We start from the raw sequence: 16,239 nt of genomic DNA, 5'->3' as shown, positions 1-16,239 counted from the left end.
GTCACACTCAACAAACCCACAAGGCTCGGAGCGTGATACCCAAAGAAACCACCAACCACAACCACAACAGTCATGGCCAGGGGCATTCAAAGAACACTAACCAAAACAGTCCGCTGTTGAGTTCTCAAAGAACACACCCACACCATCACCCACGACAAACCAACGCCGTGAAGCTCCGGGGAGCATTTCCCTCTACCGCTCTCGCGATGTCTGGAACTCTAACAGGCCCTCATCTTCACCCTTCCAGGGGGGTCACCCCCTGATCGGAACCGAAGAACCGGCACCCTGTTCAGTTCCGACACGCGCAAGCGCATCATTTCAAAGATCTCGAGGGAGGGAAATCGAGCCAGCCACCCGCGAGCACCACGACCCACGAGGAACTTTCCCGGTTTCCCGATCGGGGCGCCCACTCTACCACCCACAGGCAGGAGCTTGGTTCGCAACCCCGCTGTCAGGCCCGTTCCGGATCTCTCCGGCCCGTGTCGCGCTGACGGGGAATACTTTACAGACCCCCGAACACCCCATCAACACCACCCCCCTCTCAACGCGAGAACCCCAGGTGGAGCCGGGTTCTCCGGCCCCAGCCCGGGGTCCGTCCGCACGAGTGGGTCAGGAGCGCGCGGCCTTCTCCTGGAGGGCGGCGTCCTTGTCGAGCACCATGCTCGCCAGGTCCGCCTGGAACGTCGCCATGTCCGCGCGCAGGCGAGCGCCGAGCTCACCGGAGTCGGCGGCGAGCACCCGCACCGCGAGCAGCCCCGCGTTGCGCGCGCCCCCGACCGACACCGTGGCCACCGGGACACCGGCCGGCATCTGCACGATCGACAGCAGCGAGTCCATCCCGTCGAGGTGCTTGAGCGGAACCGGGACGCCGATCACCGGCAGCACCGTCGCCGAGGCGACCATGCCCGGCAGGTGCGCGGCCCCGCCCGCCCCGGCGATGATCACGCGGATGCCGCGGTCGGCGGCGGCCGCGGCGTAGTCCAGCATCCGCTGCGGGGTGCGGTGCGCCGAGTAGACGCCCACCTCGTAGGGCACGTCGAACTCGGTGAGCGCGTCCCCGGCCGCCTGCATCACCGGCCAGTCGGAGTCGCTGCCCATGATCACGCCGACCAGCGGGTTCTCGCCTGCCACGCTCGGACCTCTCTCCCGTCAGTGGATCTCGTAGCCGTCCGGCCACTCGGCGCGCGACAACCAGTGCGCCGCCAACCGGGCCTGCTCCCGCACCTCGTCCACGCGGTCGCCGAGGACGGTGACGTGCCCGATCTTGCGACCCGGCCGTTCGCTCTTGCCGTACAGGTGCACCTTCGCGTGCGGGAACCGCGCGAACAGGTGGTGCAGCCGCTCGTCCACGCTCATCTTCAGCTCGGTCGGCGAGCCGAGCAGGTTGGCCATGACCACCGCGGGCGCGGTCAGCTCGGTGGTGCCCAGCGGGTAGTCCAGGACCGCGCGCAGGTGCTGCTCGAACTGCGAGGTCCGCGCGCCCTCGATCGTCCAGTGCCCGGAGTTGTGCGGGCGCATCGCCAGCTCGTTGACCACCAGGCCGTCGTCGGTCTCGAACAGCTCGACCGCGAGCACGCCGGTGACGCCGAGGGACTCGGCGATCCGCAGCGCGATCTGCTGGGCCTGCTCGACGAGCCCCTCGGAGGCGTCCGGTGCCGGGGCCAGGACCTCCACGCAGATGCCGTCCCGCTGCACCGTCTCGACCAGCGGCCAGACCGCGCCCTGCCCGAACGGCGAGCGCGCGACCAGCGCGGCGAGCTCGCGGCGCAGCGGCACGCGCTGCTCGACCAGCAGCGGCGCCCCGCTCTCCAGCAGTTCGGTGACGGTCCGCTCGGCGCCGTCCGGGGTGTCGAGCGTCCACACGCCGCGACCGTCGTACCCGCCGCGGGCGGTCTTGAGCACGCACGGCCACCCGTGCTCGGCGCCGAACTTGAGCACGTCGGCGACCTCGGTGACCTCGGCGAACGGCGGCACCGGCAGGTCGAGCTCGGCGAGCTTGCGGCGCATCACGAGCTTGTCCTGGGCGTGCAGCAGCGCGTCCGGTCCGGGCTGCACCGACACCCCGGCGGCGGCCAGGGCCCGCAGGTGCTCGCCCGGGACGTGCTCGTGGTCGAAGGTGACCACGTCGCAGCCCTCGGCGAAGCGCTTCAGCGCCTCGAGGTCGGTGTGGTGGCCGATCTCCACGTTCGCCGCGACGAGCGCTGCGGAGTCGTCCTCGGAGGTCGCCAGCACCTTCAGCGACTGCCCCAGCGGGATCGCGGCCTGGTGGGTCATCCTCGCCAGCTGGCCGCCACCGACCATGCCGACGACTGGGGTTCCGCTCCGGTGGTCCACGCGGCCAGCGTAAGGCGGTGCGGGCCGCACACCTGCGCCGGGACCGCCCAACGCGATGCGGGTCACAGGCCCCGGCGTCCTCGAGCGCGCCTCACAGCGACGCGAGCAGGTCGCACGCCGCGCGGTGGTCGGGCGGCAGCGGCACCTGTTCGAAGCGGGCCTCCCGGCAGGCGCGCAGCGCGGTGTCCGCCGCCAACCGGCGCTCCACCATGCGGCGGGCGCGCAGGCAGCGGGCCGGCAGCTGCGGGGCGCGCCGGGTGAGCACCGCAGCGGTGGCCGACCGCAGCAGGGACGCGGTCTCGCCCGCGTCGAACACCGTCCGCAGCACGTCCGCGACCAGCACCATGGCCATCATCCGCGGGTACCCGTCCGCCGGGGCGTCCAGCGAGACCGCGAGCAGGGTGAAGTCCTCTCCCGCCGGCCTGCCCCCGGACTCGGCCTCCCGGTACACCTCGTGCAGCCGGGTGCGCAGGTAGCCGGCCGTGGTCAGCCCGGTCAGCGGGTCCTCGACCTCGTGCCCGGCGGACAGCCGCGCGACCACGTCCGCCCAGCCCAGCGCGGTGGGGCGCACCAGCGCCGTGGGCACCGCGTCCGGGTCGGCCGACACCAGCCCGTCGTGCGTGCCGGTCGCGACCGCGTGCAACGCCGCCAGGTCCTGCAGCGTGCCGGCCAGGCCCACGCCGGCCTCCGCCCGCGCCGCGCCGAGCTCGGCCAGCGGGTGCGCGAGGTCTTCCTCGGCGACGACCGCCGCGCACACCGCGTCCACCGCCTCCGACGCCCAATCGCTCGGGAACGGCCACCCCGCGGCGAGGCTGGCGGTCCGCCAGCGAGACCGCAGGGCCCGTTCGCGGCCCTGTGCGTGCACCGCACCACGGTCGAGCGACCACTCCCGCATCGTCACACCCCTCCTCCGGTTCCCCTCGTCATCGGGACGGAGCAACGAGTCGCCCATGACGGTGGCCAGGATGGCGCCGGTCGTGGGATGTCGATCACAATCGGGCGAACGGCGTCATGGTCGACACGGCCGTGACTCCCTAGGGCAGCAGATCCGGTGTCTCCCGTGACGAGGAAGGTGCGGCGTGTCGGCGATCCCGGCGGAGGTCCAGGGCCCCAGCGACGGGGAGCTCCTGGAGGAGGTCCGCAACGGCTCGTCCGCCGCCTACGCGGAGCTCTACGAACGCCACGTCGGGGCCGCCTACACCATGGCCCGGCAGGTCGCCAGGTCCGCCGCCGAGGCCGATGACCTGGTCTCCGAGGCGTTCGCCAAGGTGCTCGACGCGCTGCGCGACGGGCGCGGCCCGACCACGGCCTTCCGCGCGTACCTGCTCACCGCGCTGCGGCACGTCGCCTACGACCGCACCCGCCGGGAGCGCAAGGTGCAGCTCGCCGACGACGTGGCAGAGGCCTCCGGCGCGGACGTCAGCGTGCCGTTCACCGACACCGCGGTCGCCGGGCTGGAGCGCACGCTCGCCGCGCAGGCGTTCGCCCGGTTGCCCGAGCGCTGGCAGACCGTGCTCTGGCACGTCGAGGTGGAGGGGCAGACCCCCGCGCAGGTCGCGCCGCTGCTCGGGTTGACGCCGAACGGGGTGTCCGCGCTGGCCTACCGCGCGCGGGAGGGCCTGCGGCAGGCGTACCTGCAGGTGCACCTCGGGCAGCTGGACACCGAGGACCAGCAGTGCCGGGCGACGGTGGACCGGCTCGGCGCGTGGACCCGCAACGGCCTGTCCAAGCGGGAGACCGCCCAGGTCGAGGCGCACCTCGACGGGTGCGACCGGTGCCGGGCGCTGGCCGCCGAGCTCGCCGACGTCAACGGGGCGCTCCGGAGCATCATCGCGCCGCTGGTGCTGGGGACGGCCGCCACCGGCTACCTGGCCGCGTCGTCCTCCGGCGGGGCAGCCGCCGGGGCGGTCGCCGCAGGCAGCGCCTCCGGGGCGGCCGGTGCCGCGAGCTCCGGACCGCGCCAGGCGGTCACCGCCGGGGCGGCGACCGCGGTGCTGGCCGCGGCGGTCGCCATCGCCGTGACGTCCGGGACCGAGCAGCCCGTGCCGGTCGCGTCCGCTCCGCCCCCGGCCGTCGCGCAGCCGCCGGCACCCCAGTCCCCAGCGCCCCAGCCCCCAGCTCCGCAGCCCCCAGCGCCCCAGCAGCCGCCGCGGACGTCGAACCCGGCGCCGGAACCTCCCGCACCGGAACCGCCCGCGGCGACGCCGGTGCTCAACGTCGCCGGCCCCGGTGAGCCGTTGCAGCTGGTCGCCGGTGGGGACCCGGCCGCGCTGCCGATCACGGTGAGCAACAGCGGTGCGGGCGAGTCCGCCCCGGTCACCACGACGCTGGACCTGCCGGAGGGCGTCACCGCGCAGCTGCCCGGCACGATGTCCGACGAGCCCGCGCCGACCGCCCCGCAGAGCAGGTCGCTGGTGCTCGCCCAGCCGCCCGGCTCGCCCGCGGTGAGCTGCCAGAGCCGGTCGAGCACCGTCTCGTGCACCACCGACCGCGGGTTGCGGCCCGGCGAGGCGTTCACCTTCGACTTCCGGGTGCGCGCCGACAGCGCCTCCGCCGGCGGGGCGATCACCGCGACCATCTCCGCCGGTGCGGAGGTCGAGCTGCACCTGGACGCGGTGCCGGTCGAGGTCCGGCCGCCGGACCCGGTGGACGAGGTCGACCTGCGGGCCTGGGGCTGGTCGCACGCGCCGTGGACGCAGAGCAGGATCACCCTGCTGGTCCGCAACACCGGGACCAGCAGCGGGCTCGCCGAGACCGTCGCCGAGCTGCCGGAGGGCGTGCAGGTGACGGCCCTGCCGCAGCGGTGCGCGGTCGAGCAGCGGCGGGTGCGGTGCGCCGCGGAGCTGCGGCCCGGTGGCGCGCTGGTCAGCTCGCTGTGGCTGACCGCGGACGCGTCCCGGCCGCTCGACGACCTGCTGTCCCGGGACCTGACGGTCCCGGTGACGGCCCGGCTCGGCGCGGCGACCGATGAGGAGCTGGTGTCGCTGCGGCTGTGGTTCCCGCCGGAGTGCCCGTGGTGGCCGTGGTGGCCGCCGGGGTGGGACCACCGGCCGCCGGGCGCCGCCGAGGGCCCGGCGCGTCCGCCGCACTGCTGGTGGCCGTGGCCGGTGCCGACGACCACGACCACCGAGCCGACGGTGCCGCCGACGCCCACCACGGTGCCGCCGAGCACGACGCCCGGGCCGACGTCGGTCACCACGACGCCGCCCGCGCCGCCGTCCACCACGGCACCGCCGAGCACGAGCGCGCCACCCACGACCAGCGCGCCGACCACGACGACGGCACCACCGACCACGACGACCGCACCGCCGAGCACGACGGCACCGCCCACCAGCAGCGCGCCGCCCACCAGCTCGGCACCGCCGAGCACCAGCGCACCGCCGTCGTCGAGCTCGGCGCGCCCACACGGGGGACCGCAGCCCAGGTGAACCCGACCTCACGTTCGTGACGCACACGGCGCTCGGGCGACGCACCTACGTAGACTCGGCACCGTGTCCGTCGTCGATTCGGTGCTCGCGCGCATCCCGCAGCGGTACCGGGAACTCGCGATCCGGCATCGTGAGCTGCTGAAGTTCGGCACCGTCGGCGCGATCACGTTCTTCATCGACACCGGGGTCTTCTACGCGCTCAAGCTCAGCGTGCTGTCGCACAAGCCCGTGACGTCGAAGATCATCGCGGTGCTGGTGGCGACGCTGGTGTCCTACGTGCTCAACCGGGAGTGGTCGTTCCGCACCCGGGGCGGGCGGCAGCGGCACTCCGAGGCGACGCTGTACTTCGCGATCAGCGCCATCGGGGTCGGGCTGTACTCGGCACCGCTGTGGGTCTCGCGGTACCTGCTGCACCTGCAGACCCCGTACACCAGCCGGATCGTGGAGGAGATCGCCGACTTCACCGCGGCGCAGGTCGTGGGCCTGCTTTTGGGCATGGCGTTCCGCTGGTGGGCGTTCCGCAAGTGGGTGTTCCCCACCGACCACGCGCAGCAGCCCGCACCGGAGCGCGACCGCGAGCCCGTCGGCTGACGCCTCTAGCGCGGGGTCGGTTCCGGTTTCCAGGGCAGTCCGAGGACGTCGTCCGCTCGGGCCACCGGCAGGAAGACCTCGAACATCGCCGGCCGGGCCTGGCTGAGCTCGAGGCGGCCGCCGTCGGCCTCCACCAGGGCGCGGGCCAGCGCCAGGCCGACGCCGGTGGAGCCGTGACCGGAGAAACCGCGCTCGAACACGTAGGGCACCAGTTCGTCCGGGACACCCGGGCCCGCGTCGCTGACCTCCACCACGACGGTGCCGCCGCTCTGCCGCGCCGCGAGGGTCACGGTCCCCTCGCCGTGCCGGAGCGCGTTGTCCAGCAGGACGCCGATCGTCTCGCGCAACCGGGTGGGCGTGACCCGGGCCAGCAGCTCCGGCTCCACCCGCACCCGCAGGGCCCGGCCCGCCGCCTTGAGCGGTTCCCGCCACTCGGCGGCCACGTCGGTCAGCAACGCCGAGATGTCCAGGGGGGCGGCGTCGCGCGCACGGGCCGCGGTGGCCGCGGCGAGCAGGTCGTCGAGGACCCCGGAGAGGCGTTCGGCCTGCTCCAGCGCGGCGCCCGCCTCCTCCGCCACCTCCGGGTCGTCGACGGCCGCGAGCGCTTCCAGCCGCAGGTGCAGCGCGGTGAGGCGGCTGCGCAGCTGGTGCGACACGTCGCCGACCAGCTCCCGCTCCCGCTGGACCAGCTGCGACAGCGCGGCGCCGGAGGCGTCCAGGGCGTCCGCGACCCGGTCCAGCTCGGGCACCTGGTGGCGCCGCGGGTCGGCCCGGAAGTCGCCCGCGCCGAGCCGCGCCGCGCGGGCGGCGACGTGGCGGAGCGGGTCGGACAGGCGCCGCGCGGTCACCGACGCCACGATCATGCCGGTGCCCGCGGAGAGCACCACGAGCAGCAGCACCAGGCCCGCGACCTGGATCTGCTGGGTGCGCACCGGGCCGCTCGGCGCGGCGATCGTCACCGTGCCGCTCTGCACCATCGGCACGCTCTCCACCAGCGGTTCCTCGCCGGGGTCGGGGCCGTAGGAGTAGTCGTGGGCCTGGGTGCGCACGACCAGCCGCGCGCCGTCGGGCACCGCCAACCGCGCCGCGTTGAGGTCCACCGGGCGCTGCGCGGCGATCTGCTCGTCGAGCAGCGTCGCGATCTGCTGCGCGCGGGTGGACAGGTCGTTGACGGTGATGTCCTGGACGAGCTTGAGCGCGCTGAACCCCAGCGGCAGGCCGAGCACCACCGCGGTGACCGCCACGGCGAGCAGCGTGGACTGCAGGATCCGGCGGCGCATCGCTGGTCAGTCCGCGTTGAAGCGGAACCCGACGCCGCGGACCGTGGCGATGCGGGTCTCGTCCAGCCGACCGTTGCTGTCGCTGAGCTTGCGGCGCAGCCAGGAGATGTGCATGTCCAGCGTCTTGCTGCCCTTGCGGTCGGACTCCGGCCAGACCTCCTCGAGGATCTCCTCGCGGGTCACCACCTGCCCGGCGTGCTGCATGAGCACGCGCAGCAGCTCGTACTCCTTGTTGGCCAGTTGCACCTCGTGCTCGTCGACCAGCACCCGACGGGCCGTCAGGTCGAGGCGGACGCCGGAGGCCTCCAGCGTCTCCGGGGCGCCGCGGCGCAGCAGGGCGCGGATGCGCGCCATGAGCTCGGCGAGCCGGAACGGTTTGGCCACGTAGTCGTCGGCGCCCGCGTCGAGGCCGACCACGAAGTCGACCTCGTCGGTGCGGGCGGTCAGCATCAGCACCGGCAGGCCGCGGCCCTGCGCGCGCAGCCGGCGGCACACCTCCAAACCGTCCATCTCCGGCAGGCCGAGGTCCAGGACCAGCAGGTCGATCCCGCCCGAGGCAGCGGCGCGCAGCGTGGAGGGTCCGTCCTCGATCACCTGGACGGTGTAGCCCTCGCGTTGCAGCGCCCTCGACAGCGGCACAGCAATGGCTGGGTCGTCTTCTGCCAGCAGCACCACGCTCACGTTCTCCAGACTAGAGGGCCGCGATGATCGCGTCCGGCGTCGTGGGCCACAGCGGCCGCCGCCTGCCCGCCGACGGCCCTGAGCAGCGGGTTAGGGTGCGGGCGTGACCAGCGATCTCGACCTCGCCCTGCACCTCGCGGACGTCGCCGACGGCATCACCGGCGACCGCTTCCGGGCCCGCGACCTGAACGTGGACCGCAAGCCCGACCGCACCCCGGTCACCGACGCCGACCTCGCGGTGGAGGACGCCGTGCGCGCGGTGCTCGCCGAGCACCGGCCGGACGACGTCGTCGCCGGGGAGGAGCGCGGCGGCTCGGCCGGAGCGGGCCGGGCGTGGGTGCTCGACCCGATCGACGGGACGAAGAACTTCCTGCGCGGCATCCCGGTGTGGGCGACGCTGATCGCGCTGGTGGACGGGGGTCGCCCGCAGGTCGGCGTGGTGAGCGCCCCGGCGCTGGGCAAGCGCTGGTGGGCCGCGACCGGCGCGGGGGCCTGGTGCCGCAGCGGGTCGGGCGAGCCGGAGCGGATCTCGGTGTCCGGGGTGCGCGAGCTGGGGGACGCCTACGTGTCGACCACGCACCTCGGGACGTGGGTGGAGCACCACTCGCGGGAGGCCTACCTGCGGCTGGTCGACGCCTGCTGGGAGAACCGGGCGTTCGGCGACTTCTGGCAGCACTGCCTGGTGGCCGAGGGCGTCATCGACATCGCGGCGGAGCCGATCGTGAACCCGTGGGACGTGGCGGCGGCGCAGGTCCTGGTGACGGAGGCGGGCGGCACCTTCACCGACCTGACCGGCGCCCCGCGCTACGACGGCGGCAGCGCCCTGTCGGCCAACCCGCACCTGCACGCCGCCGCGTTGTCCCTGCTGCAGCGCTGACCCGCCCGTGGTTCCGGTGGAGGTCAGGTGTCCGACCCCCACCGGAGTCGCGCCAGGACGGGAGACCGCAGCGCGCGGAGGAGACCGGGACTGCGCGGTGGGGGAGTCGGGTGCGCGGGTGAACAGCCCGTCACCTCGGCACGTCGAGGTCGGTGGGCTGGCCGTCAGGCCTTGAGGAGGCGGGCGTAGCGGGAGCCTGCTGCGAGGAGGATGAGGCCCGCGCAGAGGAAGGCGACCACCCGGGCCACGCCGTCGAGGGTGGCGAGGTCGAACAGCAGCAGCTTGGCCAGGGACGCCGCGATGAGCACCAGGCCCGCGACGCGCAGGTGCTTGTGGCGGACCCCGCGCAGCAGCAGCGCGATCGCCGCGACCACCCAGCTCAGCGTGATCAGGATGTGGGCGGTGAGGAAGCCGTCGCGGGTGTCGGCCACCAGCAGGCAGGCCGCCATCGTGGCGCTCGCCGCCCCGTGCAGCAGGACGAGCCCGGTCGCCGACCACAGCAGCGGCGACGTCGGGACCTCCCCGACCCGGACGGCCGCAGCGGGCAGCAGGACCGCCGCGGCCACCAGGAGCAGACCGCACAGCAGGCCCGGGACACCGGGGGCGTCGCCGTGCCAGAGCAGCGCGGTGAGCGGTGCCTCGCCGGCGAGCGCGAGCAGGAACCCGAACGCCGCGTAGCAGCTCGCGCCGAGCAGCACGCCCGTGCTGCGCAGCAGGAACGCACCGACGCCCAGCACCAGCGCCTCGCACAGCAGCGCCGTGGCCCAGCTCGTGGAGTCCACCGCGGTCACCGTGGTCTGCCCCGCCGCGATCGCCGCCATCGCGCCGACCGCCGTGGTGAACCGGTGCGACAGCCACCCGCGGAACGCCGGGACGAACCGGGCCACCGCCCAGATCGCCAGCAGCAGCGCGGTGGTGCCCGCACCGAGCAACCCCGCGGCCGGGGCCTCCAGCAGCAGCGGACCGGCCAGGAAAGCCGGGGTCGGTGCGGCGACGAGCAGGCCGATCGCGGTCCGGTCCGCCTCCGGGCGGGCGCCCGCGGTGATCGCGGCGATCACCACGCCCACCAGCACGGCCAGGCTCACCGCGACCACGAGCACCGGGTCGTGGAAGGCCGAGCCCCAGGCCGTCGCCACCAGGGCCGCCAGCACCACGGGAACCCCCGCGGCCAGCGCGAGCGAGGGCCAGCCCCGACGGACCTGCACCGGTGCCGCCGCGACCTGCAGCAGGACGAGGAAGCCGACCAGCAGTGCGTCGGGCAGCTGGGTGATCAGCGGCGCGCAGACCGCCGAGCTGAGCACCACGCCCAGCGCCAGCGGCCGCGCCCGCCAGCGGTCGGCGAGCGCCAGCCCGGCGACGCTGACCAGCAGCCCGGTGCCCAGGCCCGCCGGGGCGGACACGAACCCGTGCAGCGTGGTCGCCGCGACCACGTCGAGGAACAGCGCCGCGAACCCGGTCGTGGCGAGCGCGTACGCGGCGATGCGCCCGGCGTCGCCGGTCGCCTCGCCGCGCGAGCGGCGGTGCATCCACCAGCCCGCGGCGACCAGCAGCGCGGCGAGCACCGCGCCGCCCGCGACCCGCGCCGCGGGCCCCAGCCAGTCCTGCTGCACGGCCAGGACCAGCAGGAACACCACGCCGAGCAGGGTCACCCCGGCACCGCCCCAGGCGAGCACCCGGCTCGGCTCCAGGCTCGCACCGAGGCGGCGCGGGCGGGCGGGCTGCGGTGCGAGCCCCGGGTAGGGCTGGGCCGCGGCCGCGGGCTGCTGCGGCGGCGGGGCGCTGGGCACCTGCGGGGCGTTGGGCGCCTGCGCTGCGCCGGGAGCCGGCGCGGCGACGGTCTGCGCCGCGGCCTGCGCCTGCACCAGGCTGCCGAGGTAGGTCAGCCGCTGGCCGATGGCGTGCAGCTCCCCGGCCACCAGCTGGAGCGTGTCACCGTGCGGCGGTTCGGGCATGTCCCCCACCGTCGGGGACCCGACCCGGCCAGGGCATCCGTAGCACTACTCAGTTGCGATCACAGGCGGGCATCAGGGCCGCTGCGCGGGCGTGCCTCCCGGCGGCGTGGCAGCGACGTCGACCGGGCCGACCACGCCGCGCAGCGCCTGCGTCCAGGTGAGCCGGCCGAACAGGTAGAAGCACGCGACCTGCTCGTTGCTGAACCGCGCCCAGTCGTAGCGGTTGCCCTGCTCCCGCCAGAAGACCTCCCACGCCGGGGTGCCGTCGCGCTCGTCGCGCACCAGGCACCACGCGTCGTCGGCCTCCGCCCCGATCGACACGAGCTCCTCCGGCACGCCCATGGCCTGCAGCCAGCCCAGCACGGACTCGGTGTTCACCTCTCGGCCTCCTGCCCACGATCCTGCCCGTCGCCGTCCGTCCCGGCGTCCCGCGCCAGGGGCACCGTCTCGCGCGGCTCCTCGACCGTGCCGCGGACGATCCGCTCCGTCCCGGCCGCGGCGACCTGCTCCTCGCCCGCAGCGGCGGCGCGCTCGATCCGCACGGTCACGGCTTCGGCGACCTCCCGGGCCCCGGTCAGTTCGACGAGGTGCCCGAGCCCGACCAGCTCGTCGACCGAGTAGGTCGCGCGGTAGCGGACACCGCCGCCGGGCTGGGCGAACCACGGTGCGGTCACCGACCGCCACACCGGCAGCCGGCGCATCACCCGGTACCGGCGGTACTCCCGTTCGGCGTGCGACGGGGGCAGCGAGCGCTGCGGGAAGGGCGTGCCCACCGGGAACAGGACGCGCCCGGTGCCGTCGCCCACGCAGTCGAGCACGGTGTCCGGCTCCAGCACGACCGGTTCCGCCGGTCCCACCCCGCCTTCCGGGTGCTCGTCGGACGGGGGCCACACGTGCTCGCCCTCGCGGGCCACGAACAGGCGCTCCCACTCCAGCTCGCTGTGCTCGCCCAGCGGGTCGTGCTCGGCGACGAGCTCCTCGGGCACCGGCTGCGGCTCGTCGCGCTCCTCGCGCTCGCGCCGCGCCGCCGCGTAGACCTCGGCGGAGCGCGCCCGCTGCACCGCGTCGCCGTCGTCCACCAGGTGCGACTCCGGGTGGTCCTGCGGCGGGAAGTCCTCTCCCTGCCGGTCGTCGGCCACCGGCGGCAGCTGCCTGCTCGCCCGGTCGGCCGCGACCGGCATGTGGCCGATCGGGAACTGGTGCAGCACGAACGCCACGACGTCGGCGTTGCGGCCACCCTGCCGCAGCGGCCGCCGCGCGGGCTCGCCCGCGTGCGGCGGGGCGGGCGGCTGCGGTGGCGCCGCGAGCGGGCGCAGCGGGGAGCGCTGCGCCCGGTGCTGGACCGGCGGGACGACCTGCTGCGGATGTGGCGCTCGCGGCGGGGCCGGGACGGGACCGCTCCGCGGCGGCCGCACCGGCGGCCGACCGGGCGGCTGCGGCACCGGACCGCTGGGCGCCGCGAAGCGGCCGCTCGCGCCCGGCGGGGCCGCCGGTGGCCCGGGTCGCCGAGCGGGCGGGCTCGGCGGCACCGGCTGCTGCGCCGCCCACGCGGACGGCACCTGGTGCGGTGCGGTGGTCGAGGCGGGGTCGTCGCCGGCCGCCCAGTCCGGCCGGGTGGTGCTCATCGGGACCGGGCCGGTGCCGGCGTCGACGGCACCGGGGTCGACCCGGACCGGACCGGTGTGCTCGGCGTCCGCCTGCCACCCGGCGGGCTGGACCGCCTCCGCGACGCTGTCCTGCGCACCTGCTGCCACACCCCCGACCGTCCCGCGGCCGACCTGTTCCGCCGCGCTGCCACCATCTTCCGCGAGGCCACCGGCGGCACCCGGACGGGTCCCCGCGTCGTCGACGGCGGCACCGCCCGCGGCGTCCTCTGTGGACGGAACGGGGCGCGCGCCGCTGTCCGGGTCCTGTCCGCTCGCGCGCTCGCCCGGCTGCCCGGGGTCGTTGCGGGAACCACCCATGGTCACTCCCGTCCCGGGCCGTGCTGCGTCCAGCTCCCGCCCGAGGAGACCTCGCCCTCGGCACCATCATCGCCGGAGCGGCCCGATCCGTTGCGCTGCACCGGTTCCGACGCGGGTCCGGGCCGCAGGTCGGCGGTCACCGCGCGGAGCGCACCCCGCGGAGCGAGCGCCCGGCGCGCGGCGGCGCACCTGCGCTGGTGGTCCACCACCAGCTCGGCCACCTGGGTGTGGTGATCGTTCGGCACGGGCGCTCCCTCCCCTGTTCGCTCCGAGCTGGCGCGGCGGTGCGGTCGACCGGGGCAGCGCGAGACTCGGCGTGCACCGCTGCGGGAGATGGTTCCACGTCCGCTCCCGCGCTCCCCGCCCCGACCTGCCATCGCACCGGATCGTCCGAGTCCCCGTACACCCGGTGTGAGCACGATCTCGACGGTGCACTGCGGCGAACGGGGGTGTCCCGCTGACAGCATGGGGCAATGGCGACGATCGCGTACGAGGACCTCACGCCCGGCCGGACGTTCGACCTGGGCGAGGTGGTCGTGGACCGGGCGGAGATGCTGGCCTTCGCGGAGCGCTTCGACCCGCAGCCGTTCCACCTCGACGAGGAGGCCGGGAAGGAGTCGGTGCTGGGCGGGCTGTGCGCCTCCGGGTGGTTCACCGCGTCGCTGTGGATGCGCGGTTACGTGGACCACGTGCTGGCCGACTCGACGTCGCAGGGCTCGCCGGGCGGCAACGAGCTGGCCTGGCTGGCCCCGGTGTTCCCCGGTGACGTGCTGCGGCTGAAGGCGGAGGTCACCGACCGGCGCCGCTCGCAGACCCGGCCGAACCTCGGCCTGGTGGACATCACCGGCACGGCCGACCGCGACGGCCAGCGGGTGCTGCGCTTCAGCTTCGTCGGCATGTTCGGCACCCGCGAGCAGGACTGACGGTCAGCGCGGGTCGTGGCGCGGGTTCTCGACGCGCAGGCCCGCCGTCACCGCCGCGTGGACCGCGCGGGCCAGCGCCGCGCCGACGCGGGAACGGGGACCGCCGTAGGCCTCGGCCGCTCCGTCGGCGGGGCACAGCACCGCCGTGGCGTCGGTGACCGTCCCGGTGCCCGGGATCCCGGCCTCGCCCAGCGCCTGGGCCTTGGCCTCGGCGACCGTCGCCACCGCGTTGACCAGCGCCGCCTCGCTGAGGCGCACCGGGGACCAGCAGACCGCGTTGATCGTGCCCGGCGCCCACGCCCGCGCTTCGGCGGGCGCGGCGGCCCAGATCGGCGCGTTCGCGCCGGTGGTCACGCTCGCCCGGACGCCGCCGTCGGTCGCGGTGACCTCGTGGCGCACGTCCACCGCGGTGAGCAGGCCGACGCCCTCCCCCGACAGCCCGAGGCCGGCCGCCATCTCGCCGACGTGCGCCGCCGGGTCGGGGTGGTCGTAGTCGGTCTGCACGGTCGCGTTGAGCACCCAGTCCCGCAGGCCGATGCCGCCGCCGCGGGGCGCGGAGGAGATCGCCAGCCAGGGCCGGGCGCACTGCCAGACCAGCACTGGCCGGTCCTGCACGGTGTGCAGGACCGGGTTCGGTGCGGTCACGAGCTCAGCGCCTTGACGACGCGCGAGGGGCTCGGGCGCCCCAGCTGCTCGGCCATCCAGGCGCTGGTGGCCACGAGCCGACCGAGGTCGACGCCGTGCTTGATGCCGAGCCCGTCGAGCATCCACACCAGGTCCTCGGTGGCGAGGTTGCCGGTGGCCGACTTCGCGTACGGGCAGCCGCCCAGCCCGCCCGCCGAGGAGTCCACAGTGGTCACACCGTGCTGGAGGGCGGCGAGGGTGTTGGACAGCGCCTGGCCGTAGGTGTCGTGGAAGTGCACCGCCAACCGGTCCACCCCGACACCGGCCGCGACGAACGCGCGCAGCAGCGCCGACACGTGGCCCGGGGTGGCCACGCCGATCGTGTCGCCCAGGGACAGCTGGTCGCAGCCCATCTCCAGCAGCCGCTTCCCGACCGAGACGACCTGCTCGACCGGCACGGGACCCTCCCACGGGTCGCCGAAGCACATCGAGACGTACCCGCGCACCGACAGGCCCTCGCCGACCGCGCGCTGCACCACCGGCTCGAACATCGCGAACTGCTCGTCGAGGCCGCGGTTGAGGTTGCGCCGGGTGAAGGTCTCGGTGGCGGAGGCGAAGATCGCGATGTCGCGGACCTGCGCCTCCAGCGCGCGGTCCAGGCCGCGCGCGTTCGGCACCAGCACCGGGTAGCGGACACCGGGTGCGCGGTCCAGCCCGGCCAGCAGCTCCGCGGCGTCGGCCAGCTGCGGGACCCACTCGGGCCGGACGAAGCTGGTCGCCTCCAGCACCGTCAGCCCGGCGTCGGCCAGGCGGTGCAGGAACTCCAGCTTCACCTCCACCGGCACGGCCTGCTCCTCGTTCTGCAGCCCGTCGCGCGCGCCGACCTCCCAGATCGTCACCGCGTCCGGCAGCTCGCCCGGCTCCGGCGCGGCCACCTGCATCGGCAGACCCAGTTCACGCGGTCCCATCAGCCCTCCCGTGTCCAGCGGGCCACCGGCGACGGGCTCATCGGCCCTCCCCCGCGTAGCCCGGATCGTCCCGCGGGTCGTCGTTCACCTCGCGGTACAGCAGTGTGTGGACCTTCTCCACCTGCGGGATGTCGTCGAACTCCAGCGGCTCGTCGGAAGCGGACTCCACGATCAGCGTGCCGCAGCCGAGCACCCGGTCGAGGAGGCCGTGCCGGAAGCGCACCGAGTTGATCCGGGACGTCGGGATGTCGATGCCGCTGCGGGTGAACACCCCCTCGCGGACCATCAGCCGGTGCGTGGTGACCACGAAGTGCGTGGTGCGCCAGCGCACCAGCGGCGCGAGGGTGAGCCAGGCGAGCAGGACGACGCCGACCACCGCCAGCGCGATCCACGCGGGCAGGTGCCACGGCGTGGGGGCGGCCAGCGCCGCCAGGTAGGAACCGCCGCCGACGACCACGAAGAGCAGCAGCACCGGGACGACCAGCATCTTCCAGTGCGGGTGCTTGTGCACGACCACGTACTCGTCCTCGCCGAGCAGGTCGTCTGGGTAGGCCACCGGTTCCCCTCCTCCAGCCGCGTCGCGATCGCCGATCACGTTACCGCCCGCGCGCCGTCCG

The 16,239-nt window shown here is 74.9% G+C and carries 16 protein-coding genes; 4 read left to right on the top strand and 12 right to left on the bottom strand.

From position 1 onward, the window contains the following. Nucleotides 1–609 precede the first annotated feature (609 nt). The 3 genes from purE to HNR68_RS07215 form a co-directional block, all read right to left on the bottom strand. Entirely contained in the window at nucleotides 610–1,098 is a 489-nt protein-coding gene (gene purE / locus HNR68_RS07225; RefSeq protein ID WP_179724734.1) for a 5-(carboxyamino)imidazole ribonucleotide mutase, read from the bottom strand. A gap of 51 nt (nucleotides 1,099–1,149) precedes the next feature. Next, complete coding sequence (locus tag HNR68_RS07220) at nucleotides 1,150–2,334, bottom strand: 5-(carboxyamino)imidazole ribonucleotide synthase (RefSeq protein ID WP_179718857.1); 1,185 nt, start codon at nucleotides 2,332–2,334, stop codon at nucleotides 1,150–1,152. Nucleotides 2,335–2,425: 91 nt separating this feature from the next. Then, nucleotides 2,426–3,229, bottom strand: coding sequence for a hypothetical protein (locus HNR68_RS07215; RefSeq protein WP_179724732.1), 804 nt, complete (start codon nucleotides 3,227–3,229; stop codon nucleotides 2,426–2,428). 184 nt (nucleotides 3,230–3,413) lie between these two features. On the opposite strand from HNR68_RS07215, the gene HNR68_RS27120 reads away from it, so the two are divergent. Together HNR68_RS27120 and HNR68_RS07205 are read left to right on the top strand one after the other, a co-directional pair. Continuing rightward, on the top strand, nucleotides 3,414–5,762 hold the full coding sequence (locus HNR68_RS27120; protein WP_343049983.1) for a sigma-70 family RNA polymerase sigma factor: 2,349 nt from the start codon (nucleotides 3,414–3,416) through the stop codon (nucleotides 5,760–5,762). Nucleotides 5,763–5,825: 63 nt separating this feature from the next. Beyond that, complete coding sequence (locus HNR68_RS07205) at nucleotides 5,826–6,353, top strand: GtrA family protein (protein WP_179718855.1); 528 nt, start codon at nucleotides 5,826–5,828, stop codon at nucleotides 6,351–6,353. A gap of 5 nt (nucleotides 6,354–6,358) precedes the next feature. Here HNR68_RS07205 and HNR68_RS07200 read toward each other — a convergent pair whose 3' ends face one another. Further along, complete coding sequence (locus HNR68_RS07200; RefSeq protein ID WP_179718853.1) at nucleotides 6,359–7,633, bottom strand: ATP-binding protein; 1,275 nt, start codon at nucleotides 7,631–7,633, stop codon at nucleotides 6,359–6,361. Nucleotides 7,634–7,639: 6 nt separating this feature from the next. After that, nucleotides 7,640–8,314, bottom strand: a complete 675-nt coding sequence (locus HNR68_RS07195; RefSeq protein WP_179718851.1) for a response regulator — start codon at nucleotides 8,312–8,314, stop codon at nucleotides 7,640–7,642. Between the two features lie 103 nt (nucleotides 8,315–8,417). Here HNR68_RS07195 and hisN point away from each other — a divergent pair, with 103 nt between their 5' ends. Then, nucleotides 8,418–9,191: a histidinol-phosphatase gene (hisN, locus tag HNR68_RS07190; protein ID WP_179718849.1), complete on the top strand. Its 774-nt coding sequence runs from the start codon at nucleotides 8,418–8,420 to the stop codon at nucleotides 9,189–9,191. Between the two features lie 164 nt (nucleotides 9,192–9,355). Here the strand turns inward: hisN and HNR68_RS07185 are convergent, their stop codons facing one another. From HNR68_RS07185 to HNR68_RS07170, 4 genes are all read right to left on the bottom strand, one after another. Continuing rightward, complete coding sequence (locus HNR68_RS07185; RefSeq protein ID WP_179718847.1) at nucleotides 9,356–11,143, bottom strand: DUF2339 domain-containing protein; 1,788 nt, start codon at nucleotides 11,141–11,143, stop codon at nucleotides 9,356–9,358. Nucleotides 11,144–11,215: 72 nt separating this feature from the next. Further along, nucleotides 11,216–11,521 carry a hypothetical protein gene (locus HNR68_RS07180; RefSeq protein WP_179718845.1) on the bottom strand — a complete coding sequence of 102 codons (306 nt, stop codon included), beginning with the start codon at nucleotides 11,519–11,521 and terminating at the stop codon, nucleotides 11,216–11,218. Further along, nucleotides 11,518–13,107 carry a TNT domain-containing protein gene (locus HNR68_RS07175; protein ID WP_179718843.1) on the bottom strand — a complete coding sequence of 530 codons (1,590 nt, stop codon included), beginning with the start codon at nucleotides 13,105–13,107 and terminating at the stop codon, nucleotides 11,518–11,520. The genes HNR68_RS07180 and HNR68_RS07175 overlap by 4 nt, the downstream gene beginning before the upstream one ends. 2 nt (nucleotides 13,108–13,109) lie before the next feature. Beyond that, complete coding sequence (locus HNR68_RS07170) at nucleotides 13,110–13,352, bottom strand: hypothetical protein (RefSeq protein ID WP_179718841.1); 243 nt, start codon at nucleotides 13,350–13,352, stop codon at nucleotides 13,110–13,112. A gap of 228 nt (nucleotides 13,353–13,580) precedes the next feature. Here HNR68_RS07170 and HNR68_RS07165 point away from each other — a divergent pair, with 228 nt between their 5' ends. Then, nucleotides 13,581–14,030 carry a MaoC family dehydratase gene (locus tag HNR68_RS07165; protein ID WP_179718839.1) on the top strand — a complete coding sequence of 150 codons (450 nt, stop codon included), beginning with the start codon at nucleotides 13,581–13,583 and terminating at the stop codon, nucleotides 14,028–14,030. Between the two features lie 3 nt (nucleotides 14,031–14,033). On the opposite strand, the gene HNR68_RS07160 is transcribed toward HNR68_RS07165, so the two are convergent. The 3 genes from HNR68_RS07160 to HNR68_RS07150 are packed head-to-tail and all read right to left on the bottom strand — an operon-like array spanning nucleotide 14,034 to nucleotide 16,178. Beyond that, nucleotides 14,034–14,675, bottom strand: a complete 642-nt coding sequence (locus HNR68_RS07160) for an adenosylcobinamide amidohydrolase (protein WP_179718837.1) — start codon at nucleotides 14,673–14,675, stop codon at nucleotides 14,034–14,036. Continuing rightward, nucleotides 14,672–15,622 carry a hydroxymethylglutaryl-CoA lyase gene (locus HNR68_RS07155; RefSeq protein ID WP_179718835.1) on the bottom strand — a complete coding sequence of 317 codons (951 nt, stop codon included), beginning with the start codon at nucleotides 15,620–15,622 and terminating at the stop codon, nucleotides 14,672–14,674. The genes HNR68_RS07160 and HNR68_RS07155 overlap by 4 nt, the downstream gene beginning before the upstream one ends. A 37-nt stretch (nucleotides 15,623–15,659) precedes the next feature. Beyond that, nucleotides 15,660–16,178, bottom strand: coding sequence for a PH domain-containing protein (locus HNR68_RS07150; protein ID WP_179718832.1), 519 nt, complete (start codon nucleotides 16,176–16,178; stop codon nucleotides 15,660–15,662). Between the last annotated feature and the right edge of the window lie 61 nt (nucleotides 16,179–16,239).

Source organism: Saccharopolyspora hordei (assembly GCF_013410345.1).
Taxonomy (GTDB): Bacteria; Actinomycetota; Actinomycetes; order Mycobacteriales; family Pseudonocardiaceae; genus Saccharopolyspora; species Saccharopolyspora hordei.
The sequence above is the reverse complement of the archived record's forward strand: the minus strand, read 5'-3'. Positions and strand labels throughout refer to the sequence as shown.

Bases quoted from the DNA above. Each gene is read 5' to 3' on its own strand.
- purE (WP_179724734.1), bottom strand. From the start codon at position 1,098: ATGGGCAGCGACTCCGACTGGCCGGTGATGCAGGCGGCCGGGGACGCG.
- HNR68_RS07215 (WP_179724732.1), bottom strand. From the start codon at position 3,229: ATGCGGGAGTGGTCGCTCGACCGTGGTGCGGTGCACGCACAGGGCCGC.
- HNR68_RS07200 (WP_179718853.1), bottom strand. From the start codon at position 7,633: ATGCGCCGCCGGATCCTGCAGTCCACGCTGCTCGCCGTGGCGGTCACC.
- HNR68_RS07185 (WP_179718847.1), bottom strand. From the start codon at position 11,143: ATGCCCGAACCGCCGCACGGTGACACGCTCCAGCTGGTGGCCGGGGAG.
- HNR68_RS07155 (WP_179718835.1), bottom strand. From the start codon at position 15,622: ATGGGACCGCGTGAACTGGGTCTGCCGATGCAGGTGGCCGCGCCGGAG.
- HNR68_RS07165 (WP_179718839.1), top strand. From the start codon at position 13,581: ATGGCGACGATCGCGTACGAGGACCTCACGCCCGGCCGGACGTTCGAC.
- HNR68_RS07175 (WP_179718843.1), bottom strand. From the start codon at position 13,107: ATGGGTGGTTCCCGCAACGACCCCGGGCAGCCGGGCGAGCGCGCGAGC.